Annotated in this window: 16 protein-coding genes and 1 tRNA gene; 2 read left to right on the forward strand and 15 right to left on the reverse strand. The window is 66.7% G+C overall.

The window, feature by feature from the left end; translation table 11 throughout:
* Positions 1 to 16 precede the first annotated feature (16 nt).
* From Pla108_RS05575 to Pla108_RS05625, 11 genes are all read right to left on the reverse strand, one after another.
* Positions 17 to 1,111: an IS630 family transposase gene (locus tag Pla108_RS05575; protein ID WP_146443828.1), complete on the reverse strand. Its 1,095-nt coding sequence runs from the start codon at positions 1,109 to 1,111 to the stop codon at positions 17 to 19.
* 222 nt (positions 1,112 to 1,333) lie between these two features.
* Complete coding sequence (gene egtB / locus Pla108_RS05580) at positions 1,334 to 2,620, reverse strand: ergothioneine biosynthesis protein EgtB (RefSeq protein WP_146443830.1); 1,287 nt, start codon at positions 2,618 to 2,620, stop codon at positions 1,334 to 1,336.
* 61 nt (positions 2,621 to 2,681) lie between these two features.
* Positions 2,682 to 3,629: an L-histidine N(alpha)-methyltransferase gene (egtD, locus tag Pla108_RS05585; protein WP_146443833.1), complete on the reverse strand. Its 948-nt coding sequence runs from the start codon at positions 3,627 to 3,629 to the stop codon at positions 2,682 to 2,684.
* Positions 3,630 to 4,170: 541 nt separating this feature from the next.
* A tRNA-Val gene (locus tag Pla108_RS05590) sits at positions 4,171 to 4,244 on the reverse strand.
* A 113-nt stretch (positions 4,245 to 4,357) separates the two neighbouring features.
* On the reverse strand, positions 4,358 to 4,729 hold the full coding sequence (locus Pla108_RS05595) for a Sec-independent protein translocase subunit TatA/TatB (RefSeq protein WP_146443835.1): 372 nt from the start codon (positions 4,727 to 4,729) through the stop codon (positions 4,358 to 4,360).
* A gap of 91 nt (positions 4,730 to 4,820) precedes the next feature.
* Positions 4,821 to 4,985 (reverse strand): Sec-independent protein translocase subunit TatA/TatB, encoded by a 165-nt coding sequence (locus Pla108_RS05600; RefSeq protein WP_146443838.1) that lies wholly within the window; start codon positions 4,983 to 4,985, stop codon positions 4,821 to 4,823.
* Between the two features lie 214 nt (positions 4,986 to 5,199).
* Positions 5,200 to 7,014, reverse strand: coding sequence for a squalene--hopene cyclase (locus Pla108_RS05605; RefSeq protein ID WP_146443841.1), 1,815 nt, complete (start codon positions 7,012 to 7,014; stop codon positions 5,200 to 5,202).
* Positions 7,015 to 7,034: 20 nt separating this feature from the next.
* Positions 7,035 to 7,472 carry an ExbD/TolR family protein gene (locus Pla108_RS05610; protein ID WP_146443843.1) on the reverse strand — a complete coding sequence of 146 codons (438 nt, stop codon included), beginning with the start codon at positions 7,470 to 7,472 and terminating at the stop codon, positions 7,035 to 7,037.
* A gap of 67 nt (positions 7,473 to 7,539) precedes the next feature.
* Complete coding sequence (locus Pla108_RS05615) at positions 7,540 to 8,217, reverse strand: MotA/TolQ/ExbB proton channel family protein (RefSeq protein WP_146443845.1); 678 nt, start codon at positions 8,215 to 8,217, stop codon at positions 7,540 to 7,542.
* Positions 8,218 to 8,373: 156 nt separating this feature from the next.
* Positions 8,374 to 8,979: a hypothetical protein gene (locus Pla108_RS05620; RefSeq protein WP_146443847.1), complete on the reverse strand. Its 606-nt coding sequence runs from the start codon at positions 8,977 to 8,979 to the stop codon at positions 8,374 to 8,376.
* A gap of 363 nt (positions 8,980 to 9,342) precedes the next feature.
* A complete protein-coding gene (locus Pla108_RS05625; protein ID WP_197526271.1) occupies positions 9,343 to 10,173 on the reverse strand; it encodes a BON domain-containing protein in 831 nt (276 codons plus the stop codon).
* 1,054 nt (positions 10,174 to 11,227) lie between these two features.
* Here Pla108_RS05625 and Pla108_RS05630 point away from each other — a divergent pair.
* Positions 11,228 to 11,410, forward strand: coding sequence for a hypothetical protein (locus tag Pla108_RS05630; RefSeq protein WP_146443851.1), 183 nt, complete (start codon positions 11,228 to 11,230; stop codon positions 11,408 to 11,410).
* Between the two features lie 86 nt (positions 11,411 to 11,496).
* On the opposite strand, the gene Pla108_RS05635 is transcribed toward Pla108_RS05630, so the two are convergent.
* Together Pla108_RS05635 and Pla108_RS05640 are read right to left on the reverse strand one after the other, a co-directional pair.
* Positions 11,497 to 13,380 (reverse strand): redoxin family protein, encoded by a 1,884-nt coding sequence (locus Pla108_RS05635; protein WP_146443853.1) that lies wholly within the window; start codon positions 13,378 to 13,380, stop codon positions 11,497 to 11,499.
* 883 nt (positions 13,381 to 14,263) lie between these two features.
* On the reverse strand, positions 14,264 to 15,094 hold the full coding sequence (locus tag Pla108_RS05640) for an enoyl-ACP reductase FabI (RefSeq protein ID WP_146443855.1): 831 nt from the start codon (positions 15,092 to 15,094) through the stop codon (positions 14,264 to 14,266).
* A gap of 267 nt (positions 15,095 to 15,361) precedes the next feature.
* Here Pla108_RS05640 and Pla108_RS05645 point away from each other — a divergent pair, with 267 nt between their 5' ends.
* Complete coding sequence (locus tag Pla108_RS05645) at positions 15,362 to 17,248, forward strand: sigma-54-dependent Fis family transcriptional regulator (protein ID WP_197526272.1); 1,887 nt, start codon at positions 15,362 to 15,364, stop codon at positions 17,246 to 17,248.
* Positions 17,249 to 17,567: 319 nt separating this feature from the next.
* On the opposite strand, the gene Pla108_RS05650 is transcribed toward Pla108_RS05645, so the two are convergent.
* On the reverse strand, positions 17,568 to 18,983 hold the full coding sequence (locus Pla108_RS05650) for an aminotransferase family protein (protein WP_146443859.1): 1,416 nt from the start codon (positions 18,981 to 18,983) through the stop codon (positions 17,568 to 17,570).
* A gap of 195 nt (positions 18,984 to 19,178) precedes the next feature.
* A complete protein-coding gene (locus tag Pla108_RS05655) occupies positions 19,179 to 19,967 on the reverse strand; it encodes an SAM hydrolase/SAM-dependent halogenase family protein (RefSeq protein ID WP_146443861.1) in 789 nt (262 codons plus the stop codon).
* Positions 19,968 to 20,016: the final 49 nt, after the last annotated feature.

A 20,016-nucleotide genomic window follows, 5' to 3' on the forward strand; every position in this document is an offset into this window, starting at 1 on the left:
AGGTGAGCCGACGGCGCTAGTGTCCCGAGTTAGAAGTACGTTCACAGACGCGGGCGACGCGTTGGAGGATGGAGTCGGCGTCGGCGACCCATTGGAAGGGCTTGGGGTTTTGGTTGTACTCTTCTAGGTAGGCGTCGATCGCCCGCTCCAAGGCGGGCACGCTGCGGAACACGCCCCGCCGGATCCGCTCTTGGGTGATCTTCGCGAAGAACCGTTCCACTTGGTTCAGCCAACTGGCGCCCGTCGGCGTGAAGTGGACGTGGTATTCCGGGTGACGCAGCAGCCAACGCTGCACCGCCTCGGTCTTGTGGGTCGCGTAGTTGTCCATCACCAGGTGCACCTCTTGCCCAGGCCGCTTCGCGATCGTCTTGTCGATACGCCGCAAGAACTGCAAGAACTCTTGGCTGCGATGCCGGCGGCTGCACCGGCCGATCACCTCACCCGTGGCGATATCCAGCGCCGCGAACAGGCTCGTCACCCCATGCCGGTGGTAGTCGTGCGTGCGCCGCTCGCACGACCCGGGCGTCATCGGCAGCAGCGGCTGCGAGCGGTCGAGCGCTTGAACCTGGCTCTTCTCGTCCACGCACAGCACCAACGCGCACTGCGGCGGGTTCAGGTACAGCCCCACCACGTCCCGCACGCGGTCCACGAAGAGCGGGTCGGTGCTGATCTTGAACGTCTCTTCGCGGTGCGGTTGGAGGCCGAACGCCCGCCAGATGCGGCTGACGGCCGTCTGCGACAGGCCCGACCGCTCGGCCATCGAGCGGGTGCTCCAGTGGGTGGCGTTCTTGGGCTTCTGCTCGAGGGTGAGCTTCACCACCTCCGCCACCATCTGATCGGTGATCGTCCGCGGGGCTCCGCTACGCTGGGTGTCGTGCAGCCCTTCCAAGCGGTGCTGGATGAACCGGCTCCGCCACTTGCTGGCCGTGCGGCGTGAGACGGCCAGCTGCTGAGCGACGCTCGAAAGACTCGCCCCCTCGGCGCACCGCAGCACGATCCGCGCCCGCAGGACCAAGGCCTGCGACGCGTTGCGGCGGCGGCACAGCCGCCGCAACTCTTCCCGCTCTTGGTCGCTCAGCAACAACTCTCCCTCGGCAACACGACCGGCCATGACGACGCTCCGCGGTGGGGGGACGGAATCACCCCACTCTACCGACGCCCCCTTCTTCGCGCAAGCTGCTTGGGAACGAATTTCTAACTCAGGACACTAGCGCCTACGGCTCAAGCACGGGCGTCAATTCTTGAGCCGTAGGCGCTAGCCTCGGGCAGCCCGACAGCAGAGGCTGACTGCCGGTTCAACAGCCGTCAAGAAATGAATGAGGGCCGCAACGACTCACCCCGCATCGCGGGCCAGCCGCAGACCGCTGAACTGCCACCGCGCCGCGGGCGGGAAGAAATTCCGGTACGTCGGCCGCACGTGTCCGGATGGCGTCGCCACCGAGCCGCCGCGTAGCACGAACTGGTTGCACATGAACTTGCCGTTGTACTCGCCCAGCGCCCCCTCGGGCGGCGCGTAGCCGGGGTACGCGGTGTAGGGGCTCGCCGTCCACTCCCAGACCGTGCCGTAGCTCTGCGCGAGGCCTTGGGGTGAGTTGGCGAGGGGCTGCGGATGCAGCGCCTCGCCGGCGTCGAGCAAGCGGTCGGCGAAATCGCCGTCGACCGGCAGCTTGTCGCAGGCGGCTTCCCACTCGGCTTCGAGCGGCAGCCGGGCGCCGGCCCAGCGGGCGAAGGCCTCCGCCTCGAAGTAGCTGACGTGGCAGACCGGCGCCGTCGGGTCGATCGGTTGCCGTCCCGCGGTGGTGAAGTGGGTCCAATGCCCATCGCCCTCGTCACGCCAGTAGAGCGGCGCCCGCCAACCTTCTTCCTGGACGGTCGCCCAGCCGGCCGACAGCCAGAGCTGCGGCGTGTTGTATCCGCCGTCGGCGATGAACGCTTGGTACTCGCTACAAGTGACGGGCCGGCTGGCGAGTTGGTGGGGACGCAGCAACACCTCGTGCCGCGGCCCCTCGCAGTCAAACGAGAAGCCTTCGCGGTCATGGCCCACCTCCACAACGCCACCCGGCCGGTCGATCCACGCCGCCGCGGGCGTGTCGCCGAGACGGAATTCACCGTCGCGGTAGACCGGGTCGGTCGGGTTCTGGGCGAGGGCGTGCTTGATGTCGGTGACGATCAGCTCTTGGTGCTGTTGCTCGTGGTGCAGCCCGAGCTCGAGAACGCGACGTTGCTCTTCGTTGGGTTCGCCGCTGGCGAGCAACAACTCGATATGCTCATCAACGCTCTGACGGTAAGCGAGCGTCAGCGCGAGCGACGGCCGCGAGAGCACGCCACGCTGCGGCCGGGGGAACGGTTGACCGACCGTGTTGTAGTAGGAGTTGAAGAGCGTTTCGAACGCCGCGTCGAACGGGCGGTAACCTTCTTGGTCGCGGAGCAGGAAGGTCTCGAAGAACCACGTCGTGTGCGCCAGGTGCCACTTCGTGGGGCTCGCGTCGGGAATCGACTGTACCGTCGTGTCCTCGGGCGACAGCGTTTCCGCAAGCCGTTCGGTGAAGCGACGCACGCGGCGGTAAGCGGCGGCCAACTCGGAGGACGACTGGGTAGCGGCGTCGGCCAGGAGCGTCATGCGAGAACCTCTTGACGAAGGGAGGGACGGTGCTGAGCCGAGCATCAGCGAAAGGTACGAATCACTCCGCGACAAGATGCACCACGGCAAACCAGTCGCGCGGGTCGGTCCACGCCTTGCGGACCGTCAGGCCCGCACGGGCGGCGAGCCGCGTGAAGCCGTCCAGCGTGTACTTGTGCGAGTGCTCGGTGTGGATCGTCTCACCACGGCGGAATCGTACGGGCTCGCCGGCGATCTCTACCTCGTGCTCGCGTTGCGCCACCAGCAGCATATCAATGCGGCCATGCTCGGGGTCGTAGTCCGCGCGGTGCTCGAAGTCGTCGAGCGAGAAGTTGGCGTCGAGCTCGCGGTTGATCCGCTCAAGGAGATTGAGGTTGAACGCCGCGGTGACGCCGGCCGCGTCGTTGTAGGCGGCCTCGAGCACCTTGACGGGCTTCTGGAGGTCGATACCCAAAATGGCGCCGCCACCGGCGCCGACCGTCTGGCGGATCGAGGCTAGCAGACGTCGCGCGGCTTCGGGCGGAAAGTTGCCGATCGTCGAGCCAGGGAAGTAAGCCGCCGCGTGTGATGGCATACGCGGGAATGTCGGCAAGGCGAACGCCTGGGTGAAATCGGTACAGACCGGCAGCACATCGATCAGCGGGTAACGCTTTCCGATGCGCTCCGCCGCCGCCACGAGGTGCGACTCACAGATCTCAACGGGCACGTAGGCGATGGGGTCGATCAGCTCGTCGAGCAGCAACCGTGTCTTGAGGCTGCTGCCGCTGCCATACTCGACCAGCGCAGCGCGGGGTCCGATCTGCTCCGCCATCTCGGCGGCGTAACGTCGTGTGATGGTGAGTTCGGTCCGGGTGGGGTAGTACTCGTCGAGTTCACAGATCTGGTCGAACAGTTCCGAGCCACGTTGGTCGTAGAAGTACTTACAGGGGAGCCGTTTCTGGGGGCGGCTCAAGCCAGCGCGGACTTCGCTGAGGAACTGCTGGTTGGGGTGCGTCGCTAAGGCGGTCATCGTCGGTCCTCTGGAGGGGGATAAGCCAGCGGCGGGATCAACCTTTGAGCACAATCCGTGCCAGAACAGCCGAGGGCGGCGACGAGGAAGGCGCAAAAAAAGGAGTGCTCGCCCTGGCGTTGCCAGCGCCTCAGGTTGGAGAGCCTACGGGCGCTATGCCGGTCGGGCGAGAGCCGCAATGGCGCCGATCAGCCGACGCGGATCGGGTCGCTCGACGAACCGCACGGAATCCCGTCGCGGTGGCTCTCGAGGAGAAAGTGACTGCCGAGTAGACACTTCGCTGGCGACGAACCGGTGCGATTTCGGCCCACGCGACCACGCCCTAAGAGACCACGCCCTAAGAGACCACGCCCTAAGAGACAACGCCCTAAGAGACAACGCCCCAAGAGACAACGCCCCAAGAGACAATGCCGAGTGGCCGGGCCGAAGGCCGCCGACGGGGCGTGGTCCTGGCCAACGCTCAGCCGTTCCCGCCTTGCATGCCGTGATCGCCAGCATGCCGTGATCGCCGAGCATGCCGGGATCTTCGAGCATGAAGAAGTGGGCGATACAGAACTCGAATCTGTGACCTCTGCCGTGTGAAGGCAGCGCTCTAACCAACTGAGCTAATCGCCCCGATTTGATCGCCTCGCGGGCGTGGCCCGTGGCGAGCCCCAAATATTAGCCGGTCGGGTGCGGGGACGCCAGATGTGGCGCCGGGCTACTGGGCTAGCCGGCGAATTGGTGGGCTAGCCGGCGGATTGGGCCGGAGCCCCTTCGCGGCGGTCAATGTCGGCGATCGCCGCTTCGTCGGGCGCCGCTGCGGGCGCTTCTTCTGGCGCCGGCTCGCGGGTGTCGTAGGCGGTGTCGCTCGCGCTGTCATCGTGCGACACGGCCGCGGGTCCGCTGAGGCGGCCTTGAGCGCCGGCGACGGGCGTGCGGGCGGCATGGTCCGCCTCGTTCATCGCGGTGCGGAACTCGTGCTGCAGGTCGTTCATCCCGCGGCGGAACTCCGACAAGCTCTTGCCGATCGATCGCGCGACGGTTGGCAGCCGACTGCCGAATAGCAGTACGGCGACGACTCCACAGATTAAAAGCTGAATCGGGCTGAGGCCAAACATATCAAGCTAGCCGAGAGGTGAGCTCGTGAGGATTCAAGGGAGCTCGTCGGGAGGCAAATGAGAGAACGCCGCGATTACTCGGCGGGGTCGCTTACTTGGCGGGGTCGTCGCTGTGGTCCTCGACTTCCTTCACACCCTTCTTGAACTCGGTGATGCTCTGGCCAAAGGCGCGAGCGATCGACGGCAGCCGCGTCCCGAACAGGAGCAGCGCGATCACCAAGACAATGATGAGTTGAAGGGGCCCGGGCGTTAACATGGCGGCGCCACCGGCGACGGCCGATGCGTGGGGGTAAGTCGTTGGGCGCGTGAGAGTTAGCGCGTCCCTTCTAGTCTACGCCGAGGGTAGTGGGCGTCAAATGGGTTGCCGCAACTGGGTCGCCGCAACCCGGCGAGCCGCAAGCGTCAGCGCCCGGAGGGATGGGGGTACCCCGTTCACCCCGGGCGCTGACGCTTCCGGCTCCCCCGGGCCTTCACCGCCGCAAAACCCCTGGGCGGGCGGCGATCCACGGGTCGCGGCCGATCTTTTCGGGATCGTAACGGTAGTAGACCTCCAGGCACATCGTCGCCAAGGCGGTCGAATAGACCCGGCCGCCGTAGCCCCCCCAAACGGTGTCGGGGCCCCAGCTGCCGGCGGTCGGTCCCTGGGCCGCTTGCTTGGGGAGGACGGTCCGCTGCATGGCGTCGTTCCAGCGTCGCCAGGCCTGCTCGGCGCCGTTGCTGGTCGAGCGGTGATGGTGCAGGGCGAGCGTCCCGTAGTACCAGTAGTAGAGATTCGCTTTACCGCCGGGGCTCGAACGGCCCGACGGGGCGCCGGGCAGGTCGGTGAGCAGGTAGGCGGCGGCCTCGTCTTCGGCGGCGGCGCCATGCCGCGTCACGCCGAGGATCTGGCGGCAGTACATCGCCTCGGCGGTCATGGTGCTCGAGGTAGCGCCGCGTGGTTGGTAGCACCCCAACCCGCCCGCCGGCCCGCGCTGCACCGAGGCGACAAAGCGTTCGCAGCCGGTCCAGGTCGGGGCGGGGATCGCGACGCCGGCGATCTCGGCCGAACGGAGCGCCATCACGATCCAGCCCATCTGGCTCATGTCGCCGCGATCGCCGGGTTGATAACGCCAGCCGCCGTCGGTGTGGCTCTGCGAGCGGACAAGGTAGGCGGCCGCCGCCTCGACCGCAGGACGCAGCCGCTCGTCGTCAGTGACCGCCATCGCTTCGGCAAGTGCGAAGGTCGCCATCGAGTGGCAGTAGGTGCGGGCGTAGAGGGTCGCGTCGCCAGCGAGTTCGCCGTTGGGCTTTTGTTGGTCGAGCAAGAACTGCAGGCCGCGCGTGACGACGTCGCGGTAGGGACCGGCGAGGTGCGTGTGGCCGGCGCCCCCCATCGCCAACAGCGCGAGCGCCGTGAGCCCGGTCTCGGCGCCTTGGCCCGCGCCCTTGCGGTCTTGGTCGAGCGTGTACGTCTCGCGGCCGGCGCCCCAGCGCTCGGCGTCCCACCCGCCGTCGGGCCGCTGCGCGCGGGCGAGCCAGTCGACCGCCGCGGCGACCGCGTCGAGCGATTCTTGCGTGCCGCCTTGATCGGCCGAGAGCCGGCGCTGCGTGAGCTCGCCACGTTGCGCATAGGCGCTCGGCGCGACGCTGGTAGGAGCCGGCGTCGATGCACGGGGGACCGGAGTCACCTCCGGCGGCGTGCTCCGCTGCACCGGTTCGATCGGCGCAAGCGGGGCCGCCGACTGCTGATCAGCGGCTGGCTCCGTCGGGGCGTCGGGTGGAGTTGGCTCCGGCTCGGCCGGGCGGGGCAGCGTCGCCCACGCCTCTTCAAAGTCGGCCGTTGGCGCCGGCGTGATCGGTTGCTTGGTGGGAGCGGGCGTCTCGTCTGCCTGCTCCGTATCGGGTTGCTTTTGGAGGGGGACCGGTTCAACGAGCGGCGCCTCCGCCAGCAAGGGGGGCGGCTCGACGGCGTCGGGCTCGGGGGGCGTCTCAACCGGCGCGTCGTCTTGCTCCTCTTCGGGGACGGCCGGCGCTGGCTTGGTCTCGGGCTCTGCTTCGGGAGTCGGCGTGTCGGGCGTCCGCATGACGATCCGCACCTTCACCAGCGGGGCGTCTTCGGCGCCGGCTCGCGGTGGACCGCCGACACGGATGCCCGCCATCGCCGCCAAGAGCAGCAGATGGGCGCCGATCGACAGGGCGCCGTAGCGATGCAACGGCCGGCGGCGCCCCCAGTCGGTGAACGCCATCGCCGCGCAGACGCCCGCCGCGATCAGCGCCAGGGCGATGAGGAGCGTGGTGAGGGACATCGTCTGGCGCGCCCTCGGGGTTAACGCCGGATCGTGTCGGACGTCTCAACCGAGACGCCCACGTTGGCGATCCCCGCGGCGCGGCACGCCGTGAGCGCGGCGGCGACGTGCTGGAAGTCGCAACGCGAATCGCCGTGGATCAGCACGGCGGGGCCGTCGATCGCCGTGGAAGCTTCTTTGGCCGCTTGGAGGTCCGCCTTCAGCTCGTCGATTGAACGGGGAACGCCGTCGAGCGTCACGACCCCCTCGGCGCTAACGCTGACAACACGCTCTTCCTCGACCGCGGCGACTGACGTGCCGTCCGATCCAACCGTGGGCAACTCGAGCTCGACGGCGCGCTCGACCTGGGCGAACTGCGTGGCGGTCATAAAGAAGATGAGCAGCAAGAACACGACGTCGATCATCGGCGTCAGGTTCAGCTGCAGCGGGTCGTCGCTAGTGGTGCGTTTTAGGGGCAACGGAATTTGGATTGCGGAATGCGAAATGCGGAATAGCGACGGACGAGCCGCGACCGTCAGGGAGGCGTCAGGCCGCCTTGCGGGAGCGACGCGACTTTGCCGAGCCGCGTTCTTCGAGCGCCTCGGCGGAGATCAAGTTGACGAGCTCCTGGCCGTGGCGGTCGATCTGCCCAACGAGTGAGTCGATCCGGCCGGTGAGGTGGAGGTAGGCGATCATGGCGGGGATCGCGACGCCCAAGCCCGCCGCGGTCGACATGAGCGCCTCGCTGATGCCGCCGGCGAGCAGCTCGGGCTTGCCCATCGCCGAGGCGCCGGCGATGGCGTCGAACGCCTCGCGCATCCCCCAGACGGTTCCGAGCAGGCCGAGCAGCGGGCAGATCTGGCTGACGCCGCTGATGACGCGGACGTATTTGCGGAGGTCGGCGGCGGCGCGCTCGCCTTCGTCAAGAATCGCCTGTTCGACCTCGACCGCGGGGCGGCCCCAGCGACGCAGGCCCGCCTCGAAGACGCGGGCGATGACGCTCTCGTTCTCTTCGCAAAGGTCGAGCGCGCCCGACTTGTCGACGGCGCCCTCTTCGACCTGCGTTAGAACGCAGTGGACGAAACGCTTCGGCACGACGCGGCTGCGTCGCAGGGCCATCAACCGCTCAATAACGCAGAGCACCATCACGACCGACGCAATGGTGATCGGGATGAGCAGCGGCCCGACGAGCAGCAGCGTTTCAAGGAGTGTGGAGTCCGACATGGAAGACCTGAGGCTTGAGACCTGAGTCTGGCGGGGGTGGTTGGCTCGGCGCTAGGTGCGACTCGCTCCCGCCTCCCACCAGCCCGTGCAAGCCACCGCCGACCTGCACCCAGCGGGCGCGGTCGGCGGCGTGTGCAATCGCTTTTCCGCTTCCGCTCAGTTGAGCGGCGGTAGGCATTCTGCGTTGTCGACGTTGCCCACCATGTGCAGGTGGTTGTGGTCGATGTAGAGCACCTCGCGGGCGTCCTGATCGCGGATCGTGTGAGGCACCGGCCACCCGACGCGGCGGACGTCCTCGTAGTAAACCGTGCACTTGTAGTGGGCGTGGTGCTGTTGGGCGGGCCCGATCATCGGGTAGACCCGCACCGGATCGACGTAGTCGGCGATCTTCTCTTTGACGATCCGCACGTCGTTGCGGTTGCGTTCCCACAAGAGCGGGATGCCGCCCTCGATGGGCCGGGCCTTCTCAAGGGCGCGGATCACCTCGTCGTCGCTCGGCGGGTCGAGCGCCACGGGCGGTCCGCCCGAGTCGTCGATCGGGCCGAGGATCGGCACGCGGTCGTACCGTTCGGCTTCCCAGTACTTGTCCTCTTCCTCTTTTTGGAGGTAGGGAGAGATCGGAATGGGAATCGAAGCGATCCCCAAACTCGGGCCCTGGCTGACCAAGCCCCAGAAGCATCCGGTGCTGGTGGTCGTGACGACTGCCGCCAGCATTGCTGCTGTGGCGAGTTGCGGCCGGAGCATCATGCGTTGCCGTGCCATCGAAAAGGACCCTCTCGTCTGAAAGCGAGCGGCTGGGGCGCGATCCGTCGCCACCCGCCGTTTTGTAGTTCGATAGTCTTCTTATCGTGTGAAGCTGGGCGGAACTTGCGGGTTATTACGAAAAAACCGGCAGACCCACGGCGGCCTCTGCTAGCAACAATCTGAGCCGGAAGCGTCAGCGTCCAGAGTCGTAGCGGGGACACGCCGTTGATTCCGCGTGCTGGCGACTGCTCTGAAGCAGTTTGCGTCCCTCCACAGCAACTCCGGGCGCTGACGCTTGCGGCTCGCTTAGAAAAACCGCGACGCCCTCGGGAGAAGCTTCTCCCGAGGGCGTGCGTCGTTCTAATTAGCCGCCTACCACACTCAGTGGCACTCTTGGTGGCTGAAGTCGAGGAACCACCAGCCGTCGTCCCACTCGAGCGTCACCTTCCGCCATCCCAGCGGGACCTGCGGGTAGGGGTGGAACGGCCCGATGTACGGCCAAGCCGAGGCCGAGTACTGCTGCGGGTAGCTCACCGCGGCGTAGTTCGGGTGCGCGGCGTAGCTCGGCCAGGCGTAGTTCGGCATGTTGGCCTGGTCGTAGCTGACGCCCTGGGCGCCGGCCGTGCTTTGGCCCTGGGGCATCCCGCCAGCGTAGGCGGCGCCGTACTGGGCCGGCTGAACCGGGCCACCCTGCATGGGACCCTGCTGCATGGGACCCTGCTGCATCGGACGCTGCTGCATGTTGGGCTGACCGCCCCCCATCTGCCGCATCGCTAGCGGCATGCCACGCGAAGGAGCCTGACGCGACGGGGCCTGGGCGGCCGGCATCGCGGCGGGGTTCGGCGGCAGCGGCGCCGGCGCCTCGAGTTCGGGCTGGTCGAGCGACGCCAACTGTAGGGCGTCGTTGGTCTTGGTCTCGACCTTCTCAGCGGCCGAAGCCTCGACGATCTCGAGCTTGTTCACGACGTGCGAAACGCCCTCCACTTCGCGGGCGAGTCGCTCGGCGGTGGCGGATTGGTCGGCGCTGGTGACCGAGCCCAAGAGCCAGGCGACGCCGTCCTCGTACTTGACGCCGACACGGTAATTCTGCAACTGGCCGCTCTCGCGAAGCGATTGAGCGACTTGGCTGGCCATCTGCTCGGGCGTAGAAGCCCCAGCCGACGCCGGCCAGAGCAGGGCCGCCCCCGCGGCCGCGACGATCCACTGACGCATCTTACTCCCCCCCTTCGTGTTTCGTTGTGACAGTCCCGGCGCCGGGTTTCGAACCGACGGCCGGTCACTGATCGTGGGTCGGTGGACCCGGACCCTCGCCCCCGGTGGGCGTGGCGCCAACATCCCCTGCGGGCGGTACAACCGCTCCGGTTGGTACTTTCGGCAGCCTTGGCGGTGGGTGGGGAGTCTTTTTTCGGTTTTGCCGGGGAGGAGTTCTTTCGGCGGCCTGCTGGCGCCCCGATCGGGGCCTCTTCAGGCGATGGCATGGCGATTGCCTAAGGAGTGCCTAGGCCTCCGCGCGCCCGCTTTTGGCGCCTCGGTCTTTCCTGCCTTTGAAACGCCCCAGGACTTGGATGAGCTAGCCCAACGAACCCACCCGCCGCTCACACGGACGCCTCGCGCTTTGCCGCGCGGCGCCGCCGTTTGATGCCGCCGTACAACTCAATGTTTCCCTGCAGCAACGCAGGTCTCGTAGCGGTGACGACACGTCGCCGTGCCCGAGGCTCATGGGGCCGCCAGCCGCGGATTAACGGTCGGCGCGCCTTAGCGTGAGGGGCAGGGGAGACCCTACCAAATCGACCGGCGCGTCAGCGACGCCCGGGACGAATGGCTGGCTCGAACGTCGCCTCCGGAGACCCGGATCGTGCGACGACGGGGCCGTGCGCCGTTTCACTAAAATGGTGAAACGCCTCCCTGTTCTTGTGCCACCGCTTAAAGCAAGACAACGTCACGACTTAGAGCGACTTGCGGCGGGGCACGATGCCCTCCCCCTGCGTTTTTATCGCCGTAAGTCGTTTCACAGATGACGCTTCGGGCCGGTTCCCGGATTCGATGACAGGCCAAGGCGACGGACGCTCGTTCCGCCGCCTGCGATTCCGAATTCGCCCGCTTTTTCTGCGGCGATTGCAGCAGTTGCTACCGGGTAGCCTCCGCGGGCTGTTTGCTGGCACGACGCTTGCTTCTTTAGGGGAGCAGAGTCGCAAACCGTTGCGGCCGCACCGTTCGCACAAGGGACCCGCTACTGACAGCCCTGCTGCTTGTTAGGAATCTTGCCATGCAAAACTACGCCAACCACACGTTCCGCTACGACCACTACGAAGACCGCGCCACCGACGACTCGAAGGGCGTCAGCACCCGCAAGTCGCAGCGCTCCAGCCGCCGCCGTTCGCGGAAGCGCTCTTCGAGCACCCCCGGCATGACCGTCAACGGTCGCCGCGGCCGCCGCTGGACTTGGTGAAGCAGGCGTCAGGAGTCCGTAAATCAGGCGTTAGTCTTCAATCCACTGCCTGACTGACGACGGATGACGGACTACCGATCACTCGCTCAGCGAACCACGCGCTGCAGCTCGGTCTCGAGCTCGCCGGCGGTCAGGTTGCGATTGACGACACGGCCGCGGTCGTCGACGAGCAGCATCAACGGCAGGTTGATGACGCCGATCGAGGTCGCCCGATCGCCGTCGAGGCCATCGGCGTCGTAAAGGTGTTCCCAGGACGACTTCGTCTTACCGAGGAACGCCTTAGCGGCTGCCGGATCGCTGTCGAGGTTGACGCCGATCGCGTCGAACTTGCCGCGGTACTTCTGCCGCAGCGCGTCGATCTGGGCGAAGTCCCCCTCGGGACCGCTCCAAGTGGTCCAGTAATGCACGAGCACAAAGCGACCCTTGTAGGGCGCTGCGGCGAGGTCGAGCTTGCGCCCCGAGAGGGTCGGGCCCGTCAGCGGCAGCACCTTGCCGACCGAGCCGAGGCGGCGAACCGCGCCGGCCGCCTTCTTGCCAGCCACCGTGTTGGGGAACTCAGCGGCCGCTTGGCGGTACCATTTTTCGGCGACCTCTGACTCGCCCGCGAACTCGCCCGCCATGCTGCCGAGCTGCAGCAGCGCGTCGGCCGCGTCGGGGCTTGTCGGGTAGGTCTTCACAAAGCTCTCGAGATCGCTGATCCAGTTCTGCTGGACCTTCGCGAAATCGGCTTTCGGATTCTGGTACGCCAACCCGTTCTCGGCGGCGATCTGCTGGTAGCGGAAGTGCGCCTCGAGGTCCTTGCCGACGCGCTGCACGCCCGGTGAGCGGGCCAGGGCGCCGAGCTTGGCGACCCCTTGCTTGTAGCCGTCCGCCTGGATCGCGGCGCTCAAGAGGCCGGCCAGTTGCTTGTACCAAGCGGTCGCTTCGTCGGGCCGGGTCGCCGATTCGGCCAGCTTCTCGAGCAGCATGACGCGGCGGTCGGTGAGCTTTTCGCGGTCGGCCGGCTTGAGCGAAGCGGCTTGGCGGTCGAGCTTGTCGAGTTCGGTCATCCAAGACTGCACCTCGTCGCTCGGGGCGCCAGCGGCCGACGAGCTTTGGAGAGTCGGCACCGAAAAAACGTTGGCGAGTTCGGGGCCAGTCGCCCCGGTCTGCGGCGCCTCGACCAGACGCCAGCCATCGCCGACCTGCACCATCGAGCCGAGCAGCAACTGCTCGGGGGCGCCCCCCGCATCGGCCAGGGCCGACGCGTTCTCGTAGACCACGACGTCCTTGGTCGAACCGTCGAGGCCGGCCGGGATCACGCCGGGTCGCGGGGCGCCGAAGTCCACAAAGCGGCTCTTGGCGTCGATCGCCTTCTGAGTTGAGACAAGCTGTTTGAACTCGCTCGCCGCCCGCTGCCGGCCGTCCGCAAAATTCTCGGCGAGCGTCTTACCCAGGCCGAGCGACTTCGCTTCTTCGGTGGTCAGCAGCAGCCGCTCGAACCGCTCAAGGTCCTTGTTCTGAACGGCGAGGAACGCCTCTTCGGCGACTTCCTGCGGCGAGATCCGCTTCCAGGAGTCGATCTTGGTGTCTTCGTTTTCGTCGAGGCCCCACCGCGAGCCACCGGTGTGGAACCAGCGATACTGGTCGGCCCGGTTGTCGAAGTCGGCGTCGATGTCGCGGTAGACCTCGAGGCCGGCGGCGTAGTAGCACCAGGTGTCGACGACGTTGTCGGAGTTGGCGTCGGCGAAGCGGCGGAGGATGCGGCCCGAGCCGTCGCGGACAATCCACGAGGTCCCCTTGCCGTCGCGCTCGGCCTTGATGGTGCACGCCTTGGCTTCGTCGCCGGTCGGGGTGTCGTACTCAACCCCCTTCTGGATGGGCGAGAGCCCCAGCGCCTGCTCGGCGGTGGGCGCCGACCCCTGGCCGAAGGCGGCGGGGCTAGCGGTGACAGCAAGAGCGATAAGCAGCGCGCGATAGCAGGGCGTCATGACGACGAGTTCCTCGGTCCGTCCGTGGGCGGGAATAGGCAGCGATACGTGCGCGGAGTATCGCGATCCCCGCGGGCGGCGTACAGAGCGATTCGCGCCGGAGGACTCACCGCGGAGACGCAGAGGACGCGGAGCAAAGAAGAGGCCGAGCCGCGACCGTCAGGGAGCCGACCAAGCGAGCCAGCGGAAACAACTGCCCCAAAGGGGCGAAGGACGACAGCCCAGGGCAACGCCCTGGGTACTGTTCGTCCGCCGTGCCCGCAAGCCCTGAAAGGGCGACGGACATCGAACGTACCGTCGCCCTTTCAGGGCTTGGCGTTTGGGTAGTTGCCTTCATACCCAGGGCGTTGCCCTGGGCTTTCCTTCGTCGCCCCGTTGGGGCGAGTTACGATCCGTTCGCGATGTACAGCCAACGGCGAAGTACTTCTGCGAGTACGCAAGTGCTTATAAGGATCTCGAGAAGATCCATCAGGCGTAATCGGTAGCCTTGGAGAGTGAACCGAACCACGCTAAAGAGACAAAGACAGAATGCTCCAATATAGAATCGATTCAGGATTTCTTGCGCCATCTGTGCAAGCCAAAGGGAGTCTCGCACGTAACTGAAACAGTAAGGCCCGATCGCAATTCCAGCGAAAGTAATTCCAACAAGCCACCATCGACAACTCGAAAGCAACCATATTGAGGCTCGGACGAGGCTTGGTAGAACGTCGGAAGGCATCTGGTGCAAGTCTCGTGGGGCGAGCACAGAAGTTCAACACGATTCTATCCGCTCTTGATGCCTCACGATCACGACAATCATTCGAACGGAGCCAGCGGCAAACCCGCCCGGTCGCTCCCTGACGGTCGCGGTTCGTTAGTTGCCCTCCGCGTCCTCCGCGGTGAATCACCCCTTCGCCGCTTTGATCTTGTCCAGCATCCGCCCCGGCGAGCCCATCGCGTTGTAGCCGGCGTCGAGGTGGAGGATCTCGGCGGTGACGCCGCTCGACATGTCGCTGAGCAGGTAGACGCCGCTCTTGCCGACTTCTTCGTGCGTCACGTTGCGGCCTAACGGGGCCATCGCCTCGTAGAGGCCGAGCATCTCGTCGACGCCGGCGCCGCGGCCGCTGATCGTCTGCATCGGGCCGGCCGAGAGGGCGTTGACGCGCACGTCGCGCGGTCCCAGGTCGAACGCCAGGTACTTGACGGTCGCGTCGAGGGCCGCCTTGCAGACGCCCATCACGTTGTAGCCGGGGACCGCCTTCTCGCCGCCGTAGTAGGTGAGCGTCAGGATGCTGGCGCCCGGGTTGAGCAAGTCCTTGGTCGCGCTAGTGATCGCCATCAGGCTGTGGACGCTGATCGCCATGGCGAGCTTAAAACCCTCGCGGCTGGTGTCGACGGTGTCCTTCTTGAGGTCCTCCGGCGGGGCGAAGGCGATCGAGTGGAGCAGAAAGTCGAGCTTGCCGAAGTTCTCCTTGCAGCTGGCGACAACCGCCTCGATGTGCTCGTCGTTGGTGACGTCCATCGGGACCAGGAACTTGGCGTTCGGCTGGTCGTCGATCAGCTTGCGGACGCGGCCCTCGTTCTTCTTACGGGCGTCATCGGGCTTGTCCGGCATGTGCGTGAAGCCGCACTCGCCCCCTTCGGCCATGACGCGGTCGGCGATCGCCCAGGCGAGCGATTGCTTGTTGAAGACGCCCGTGATCAGGCCCTTTTTTCCCTCGAAGAGGCCAGACATAGCGGCGGCTCCCGGATAGCTGGTGGTGGATTGGATAAGCGGGCGATGGTACCCGCGTTGCCGCGTTGCGGAAACGGGCCGAGGGAGCGGCCGATGCAAGACGGCAGCGAGCCGGGAGACGTCAGTCCCAGGAGAGAAGCGGGTACCAGGCGTCCTCCGGGGACTGACGTCTCCCGGCTCTCTGCAACTCGGGGTGGGCTACAGGTCAGACTGGAGGACGCAGCGTGTGGTTGCGTTCCGTCGCGACGCGCGTCACGATCGGCGGTCATGATGACGACGCAACCGCTCGCAAAACTCGCTGTCGATTTGATTGCCGCTGTCGGCGAAGGGGCCCAGCCGTTCGACGGCCGGGTCGCCGCAGCGGTGCGTGACGCGCTAGGGGCGTCGGCCGTGGCGTTGTGGCGGCCGGCAGCGCCCGAGTGGCGGCGGCTGGCGGCCGCGCCGGCGACCCTGGTCGAGCTGCCCGAAGCGGCCGCGGAGGCGCTCGACGCCGAAAGGCCCACCGAGCTGGCGGGCTGGTTCGCGATCCCGATCGCGTCGCCCGATGGCGGCCGGCAGGGCGATGTGCTGGTGCTGCGCGCCCCGACGGTCAAGTTCTCCGCGGAGGACCTGGCGACCCTGGTCGAGTCGGCCCGCACCGCCGCGCTGGCGACCTTGCAGGACGCCGGCCGCACCGAACGGCTGGCGGAGCTCGTCTCGCTGTCGCTCGAGTGGGGCGAGTCGAGCGACACCGCCGCGCTGCTGGAGCGGATGGCCGAGGCGGCGACACGGCTCTTCGATTGCGACCGGGCGACGATCTTCCTCTGGAAGCGCTCGGCGGCGCAGCTGGTGGGCCGCCCCGCGCTCGGCATGCCGGACAACCAACTCACGCTCCCCGAGGACGCCGGCGTGGTTGGCCGCGTCGTCCAGTCGGGCGAGCCGCTCCGCACCTCGCTGCGTGACGCCGAGATGGTCGATCGGGCGACCGACAAATCGACCGGCTACCGAACCGACTCGCTCCTCTGCGTGCCGCTCGACGCCCCGGGCGGCGAACGCCTCGGCGCCTTCGAGCTCATCAACAAGCGAACGGGCGAGTTCTCCGACGACGACGTGTCGGGGCTACTAGAGTTCGCCCGGCTAGCGGCCGTCGCGGTCGCCAATGCGCAGCAGGTCGAAGAGCTGGTCCGTGAGCGCGACGCGCTCGTCGAACAAGCGGCCAGCGGCGTGCGGATGCTCGGCGAGGCGCCGGCGATCGCCGCTTTACGCAAGACGATCCAGCGCGTCGCCGACGCCGACCTAGCGGTGCTGGTGCTCGGCGAGAATGGCACCGGCAAGGAGGTTGTCGCCCAGTCGCTGCACTTCCAGAGCCGCCGCCGCAATGCGCCGCTGCTGGCGGTCAACTGCGCGGCGATCGCCGAGTCGCTGCTCGAGAGCGAGCTGTTTGGCCACGAGCGGGGCGCCTTCACCGACGCGCGTGAATCGCGGGCCGGCAAGTTCGAACTCGCCGACGGCGGCACGCTGCTGCTCGACGAGATCGGCGACATGTCCCCCGGCGGTCAGGCGAAGCTGCTGCGGGTGCTGGAAGACAAGACCGTCGTCCGCGTCGGCGGCGCGGAGGAGCGGAAGGTCGATGTCCGCGTCGTCGCCGCCACCAACCGCGACCTCTCCGAGCGGGTCCGCGAAGGCAAGTTCCGCGAAGACCTCTTCTATCGGCTCTGTGTCGTGACGATCGAGCTGCCGCCGCTCCGCGACCGCGGCGACGACGTCATCCTGCTCGCCGAGCACTTCCTCAAGAACTTCTGCCAGACGCGCGGCCGCAAGGCGCCGAAATTCTCCGCCGCGGCGAAGCGAAAACTAACGACGCACAACTGGCCCGGCAACATCCGCGAGCTGCGCAACCTGATGGAACGGGTCGCCTACCTGACCGACGAGGCGACCATCGACGCCGACGAGCTATCGATCATCGACCGCGGCCCGACGCGCGGCGCGGGCGGCGAGCTGGCGATCGAGGGCGAGCTGACCGAAGCGACCTACGAGTTCCAACGCCGCTACATCAACCAAGCGGTCGAGCGCGCGCGAGGTAACGTCGCCGCCGCCGCCCGCTCGCTCGGCCTGCACCGCTCGAACCTCTACCGCAAGATGGGGCAGCTCGGGATGGACTCGGAAAAGGAGTGAACCATAGATGGCGCGGATGAGCACCGATGCAGAAGAGCGATTTACCGCGCTACGAGCGATGTGGGCGGCGATGCGCCCCACCCTACTAGTCCAAGTTGGAATCGTTCTTATGTCGTCACTGGTTCTTGACGGTGGCGTGATTTACAAATGCGTATTGACCGCCGCGATTTCGTACTGGCTCTTCGTACTAGCCGCGGTGTTTCGCCGCCGTCCGAGATTGGAGCGTCACGATCGCTGGTTTCTGAAGTGGGGGTTCTTCTTCTGGTTGGGCTACGTCGCAGTAGTTAGGTCTTGGGTGGCCTAGATCACCGATCGGCGTTTATCCGCGTCCATCTGCGGTTCCCGACTCCAACCCTTCACTAATCACGTCAAAGATGCGATCGAGGTCACCCGCCTCAATGTTCAGCGGCGGCATGACGTAGACGAGGTCGTCCTTCGCCCGTAGCCAGACGCCGTGGTCCATCGCGTAGCGGCCGATCTGGCGGCCGATCGGTTCGGTGAGATTGAAGGCGGCGATCATGCCGCGTTGGCGGGCGTGCTCGACCAGCGGGTCGGCGGCGAGATGGCAAAGACGTTCGCCGAGGTGGGCGATTCGCGCCGGCAGTCCGTCCAGCAATCCCGACTCGAACTCGTCGAGCGTCGCCATCGCGGCGGCGGCCGCTAAGGCGTTGCCGCTGTAGGTGTGGCCGTGCCAGAAGGTGCGGTCCTCGGTGGCGTTGCGGTTGAGGAACGCCTCGTAGAGGCGCGGCGTGGTGAGCGTCGCCGCCATCGGCACGTAGCCGGCCGTCAGGTGCTTACCGAGGCACAGAAAGTCGGGGACGACCTCCTCGTGATTGCAGGCGAAGAGCTTGCCGGTACGGCCAAAACCGACGGCGACTTCGTCGGCGATCAGCAGCACGTCGTGCTTGTCGCAAAGCTGGCGAAGCCCGGAGAGGAAGCCAGGCGGGTGCATCAGCATGCCGGCCGCGCACTGCACGAGCGGCTCGACGATCACCGCGGCGATCGTGTCGGCTTGCTCAGCGAGGACCGCCTCGACGCGCGCAAGGGCCGCCGCGCATTCCCCCTCCGCCATGCGATTCCCCTCCCCCTGGTGGGGAGGGGTTCGGGGAGGGGGGGCGAAGCGGGTAGCAGGGTTCATCCCCCCTCCCCAACCCTCCCCACCAGGGGGAGGGAGTTTTCTGGAATCTGGCGGATCGACGCGGATCACTTCGCACAGAATTGGCCCGAAGACATCGTGGTAACGCCCGATGCCCCCGACGGCCGTCGCGCCGATCGTGTCGCCGTGATACGCCTCGCCAAACGCCAGGTACTTTGTCTTGGCGGGCTGCGGCCGTTCGCACTGCCGCCAGTACTGCAGCGCCTGCTTCATCGCGACTTCGACCGCTGAGGAGCCGTCGCTCGAAAAGAAGACGTGCTGCAAATCTCCCGGCGCTAAGTCCGCCAAACGCTTGGCCAGGCGCACGGCGACGTCGGCGCCCATGCCGAGACTCGTACAGTGGGCCATGCGGCCGAGTTGCTCGACGACCGCGGCGCTGACGCGCGGGTGGTTGTGGCCGAGCGCTGCGCACCACATGCTGCTCGCCGCGTCGAGATACGCCTTACCTTCGATGTCGTAGAGGGTCGATCCTTCGGCCCGCGCAATCACCCAGGGCTCGTAATCCGCCATCGGCGTGAACGAGTGCCAGTAGTGGGCGCGGTCCCACTCGCAGAGTTGGTCGTTGGTTGGCGTCGTCATTTGTAACTGTTGACCATCCGGTCTGTGGGAGTGGGTCCCCTCATCTGTGGGAGGCGTCTCCAGACGCCGATGACGGTCTCTTGGCCGAATAAGGCATGGTGCGCGTCATCGGGGTCTGGAGACCCCTCCCACAGAGATCGCTGGAGACCCTTTCCACAGGGACTGCTGGAGACCCCTCCCACGGCATTCTGCCTGCTAGTCGCGGGCCGTCCAATCTAAACAAACGGCGTCGCCGACGCCCGCGGCGAGCATCTCGGCGGCGTTGCCATTCACGAGCGCCATTTCCACCATGCCGCCCGAGCTGACGAGCGCTACCAGCGTCTGCGGCGGGTTCTCGGCGTAGGTCCGCCAGAGACCGAAGGTCTCGTGCTCGCCGAGCGTGACGCGGAGCCGTTCGTCGCGCGGGGCGTCTTCGAGAAGGTTGGCGCCGATGTTGGTGATCAGGTTGCCGTAGCGATCGACCTCAACGACGCGGCCTTCGATGCGATCGTCACCGGCGGTGGGGCCGTCTTGTTGTGGGAGCATGGTCAGACATCCGTGTGGCGGGCCAAGTTCGGCGACCGGGGTTCCCGTGAGCAGCAGCGCCGCGGCTGGCGCCATCAGGTCGCGGCCGTGGAAGGTGTGCGAATCGCCGGCGGGTTGGATTTCTTGAGGTTCGAGCGTCCTAATTGAATCGGTCTGGCCGTCGAGCCAGCCGAAGAGGCCGTTGTCGGGACCGACGAACCGTTGCCCGAGCGCCTCGATCACGACGATCGGCCGGTCGGCGCCGACGCCCGGATCAACGACCACCAAATGCACTGTCCCCGCTGGCCAGTAGGGCGCCGCCGCTTCTAAGAGCCTCGCCGCGGCGGCGATGTCTTGCGGTGGGACCTCGTGCGACAGATCGACGACGGTCACCCCGGGCGCCCGGCTGTAGAGCACTCCCTTGAGCTGTGCGACGTAGCGGCTACTGAGGCCGAAGTCGGTCGTGAGCGTTACGAGCATAACTGCACAGGAGGCCAAGCCGCGGGGTGTTCCGTAGAGAAACCCTAAC

Source organism: Botrimarina colliarenosi (assembly GCF_007859955.1).
Taxonomy (GTDB): Bacteria; Planctomycetota; Planctomycetia; order Pirellulales; family Lacipirellulaceae; genus Botrimarina; species Botrimarina colliarenosi.

Coding starts and splice junctions, on each gene's coding strand:
- Pla108_RS05645 (WP_197526272.1), top strand. CDS start 15,362: ATGATGACGACGCAACCGCTCGCAAAACTCGCTGTCGATTTGATTGCC.
- Pla108_RS05635 (WP_146443853.1), bottom strand. CDS start 13,380: ATGACGCCCTGCTATCGCGCGCTGCTTATCGCTCTTGCTGTCACCGCT.
- Pla108_RS05605 (WP_146443841.1), bottom strand. CDS start 7,014: ATGTCCCTCACCACGCTCCTCATCGCCCTGGCGCTGATCGCGGCGGGC.
- Pla108_RS05600 (WP_146443838.1), bottom strand. CDS start 4,985: ATGTTAACGCCCGGGCCCCTTCAACTCATCATTGTCTTGGTGATCGCG.
- Pla108_RS05640 (WP_146443855.1), bottom strand. CDS start 15,094: ATGTCTGGCCTCTTCGAGGGAAAAAAGGGCCTGATCACGGGCGTCTTC.
- Pla108_RS05595 (WP_146443835.1), bottom strand. CDS start 4,729: ATGTTTGGCCTCAGCCCGATTCAGCTTTTAATCTGTGGAGTCGTCGCC.
- Pla108_RS05620 (WP_146443847.1), bottom strand. CDS start 8,979: ATGGCACGGCAACGCATGATGCTCCGGCCGCAACTCGCCACAGCAGCA.
- Pla108_RS05650 (WP_146443859.1), bottom strand. CDS start 18,983: ATGACGACGCCAACCAACGACCAACTCTGCGAGTGGGACCGCGCCCAC.
- Pla108_RS05625 (WP_197526271.1), bottom strand. CDS start 10,173: ATGCGTCAGTGGATCGTCGCGGCCGCGGGGGCGGCCCTGCTCTGGCCG.
- Pla108_RS05615 (WP_146443845.1), bottom strand. CDS start 8,217: ATGTCGGACTCCACACTCCTTGAAACGCTGCTGCTCGTCGGGCCGCTG.
- egtB (WP_146443830.1), bottom strand. CDS start 2,620: ATGACGCTCCTGGCCGACGCCGCTACCCAGTCGTCCTCCGAGTTGGCC.
- egtD (WP_146443833.1), bottom strand. CDS start 3,629: ATGACCGCCTTAGCGACGCACCCCAACCAGCAGTTCCTCAGCGAAGTC.
- Pla108_RS05630 (WP_146443851.1), top strand. CDS start 11,228: ATGCAAAACTACGCCAACCACACGTTCCGCTACGACCACTACGAAGAC.
- Pla108_RS05575 (WP_146443828.1), bottom strand. CDS start 1,111: ATGGCCGGTCGTGTTGCCGAGGGAGAGTTGTTGCTGAGCGACCAAGAG.
- Pla108_RS05655 (WP_146443861.1), bottom strand. CDS start 19,967: ATGCTCGTAACGCTCACGACCGACTTCGGCCTCAGTAGCCGCTACGTC.